Below are 2103 nucleotides of genomic sequence, written 5' to 3' on the forward strand. Positions count from 1 at the left end.
CCTTGGAGAAGCCGCGCTTGCGCAGGAAGCTCTGGCGATCTTCGTCGTCCCGAGCGACGACACGCTCCCGCGAAGCCTTGATGCCGTTGACGAACCGCATGGGCGAAGACTCCGCGAACTGGATCAGCGCTGGCTCGGCTTTCAGGGCAAAACGCGAGGCGGCATATTAGGAATGCCGGATAATGATTTCCTGGAAATCTTCGACGCCGTCGGCGATGCCGAGGGTGCGGGCTCCGACTTCGGAACTCAGCGGAGACGCATTCCACGCAGCCAATTCCGCCACCAAAAGGGCGGTGTCCCCGTTTACCGACGCGCATCTAAGTTCTCCGTTGTTCCCCAACACGATTATTGCTGTGCCTGTTACCTCAATCGACCGTTCTGCGATCGTGTGGCTGACGCTGCGGAAAAAACCGCAGGGTCGGTTCTGTTCGATGTTCGCGTCGACGGCGATAGCTGCGTTCAGCGGATGGCTGCGATTGGATATGGCGTTTAAATCCTAACGGGATTCAATAATCCCTGTGGGACGGCACGTCCTGTGTCCTGCAGCGCGTTGTTGAGCGCATGGCCCATATAGCGGATTGATGATGGTGAAGGCCTCGGGCTCTCCTCGGCTCCGGCACCGGCACGGAACGTGTCGGCCGGCACCGCAAAGGGCGTTCGGCCGGCCGGAGAGAGGTCGAGGCAGCAAGCATTCCCAGTGGGGAAGTCAGGCTGTTTGGCTGTCGCATCCACGAAAGGTCGCGCCACAGAAACTTGATTGCCAGTCAAATTTTGTTTTCTCGACGCTTCACGAATTAGCATTGGATGCTTCGCTGTTGGGCGTGAAGGAAGATAGGCTGGGGATGGCGCGGCCCGAGCGAACCCACAAAGCCTTCACACGATGCAGATAAGGCACGGGACCTCGTCGAAAGTGTCGACAGGCTGGCTGGCGTTGCTCATGACTGAGCGGAAATAGAGCACGGCAAGACGGTGGAGACCATCGCGCTCGACAGCAAGAACAATTCTCCAGAGGCGATCATCATTATCGATCCGGCGGTCGGGAGGCCTGGTCGGCTTAGCGGGGCTACGACGATGCGACATCCAACAGATATGCGGCATGACTCGGTCAAGGTCGGTGCTGGAATTGCCGCCCGAAAATGGAGTCTTGGCCCAGGAATCGAGCCGCCATCGCGGACGTTGCACCGAAGCAGAGCCGGCACTGTCTCAAGTCCGGATGGCGAAGTGCGCAGCCGATGAAAGCTGCGGCAGCTGGGGACGCGTACAAGCCGTATATGATGACGACATTCGGGGCGCCACGGAGGCGTTCCGCGTTCCTATCGCTCGAACCATGGCCATCGACGAATACGACAGGCCATCAGGTCCGCCGCGCCTTAGCGATAGATGAGTCGCAGCTTCGCCGTGCATAGCGTGATCGCGGAAGTTTGCATTTACGCGCTCCCGTCCGTTTCATTCTCCTCATCGATTTCGCGCACGGGCAGATAGGCGTTCGTTTCCAACCATTCCCGCAGCACGATCTGAATGAGGTCCGCCCGGCCGATTTCCATTTCGGCAGCAATGGCGTTGAGAGCGTCCTCGGTGGCCGGTTCCAGCGGCACGCCGGCGACGTTTCTGAGCATCAATGCCGCGCGCCGCAAGATGATCTGCAGATCCGCGCGCGAAACGTGTGTCGCTTGGCAGTTAATTAGTAAGCGCGAATTTCCCCGCACCTTTTACTGTTGAGTGCTCTGATGCATGAGGCGTCACCAAAATAGGTGGACACCTTGTGTGCGGTCGCCGTCAATGCCGATCACATCAAAGGAAACGGCCCGCCCATTGCCGCATGGAAGCGTGACAATGCTGCTCGACCTCCTACATGTTAATGCATCACGTAATATAGTAGCCAATCACCCACCCGGCCAGTTTGCTGCCTTTGCCCGGCCTTAACTACCCCCTGGGGAATGTCTCTCGACATTCCTCAGGGAACTCGACGCGAATGTCTGCAATATCCGCTAAGCGGGCAGAATTTCTGCGACAGCATCTTGCTGAAACCCTACTTTACAACAGTGTGGCGCTTCCGGCCGAGCGAAAGCCGGATCGGGAGGTCTTGGGACGATATCATTGTAT

The 2103-nt window shown here is 58.3% G+C and carries 1 protein-coding gene and 1 pseudogene; both read right to left on the reverse strand.

From position 1 onward, the window contains the following. Positions 1–166 precede the first annotated feature (166 nt). Positions 167–358 (reverse strand): annotated as a pseudogene (locus NKJ32_RS35720) (hypothetical protein); the annotation flags it as partial. 1069 nt (positions 359–1427) lie between these two features. Then, entirely contained in the window at positions 1428–1706 is a 279-nt protein-coding gene (locus tag NKJ32_RS35285) for a hypothetical protein (RefSeq protein WP_352451797.1), read from the reverse strand. Positions 1707–2103: the final 397 nt, after the last annotated feature.

Source organism: Mesorhizobium sp. M0159 (genome assembly GCF_040322295.1).
GTDB lineage: Bacteria > Pseudomonadota > Alphaproteobacteria > Rhizobiales > Rhizobiaceae > Mesorhizobium.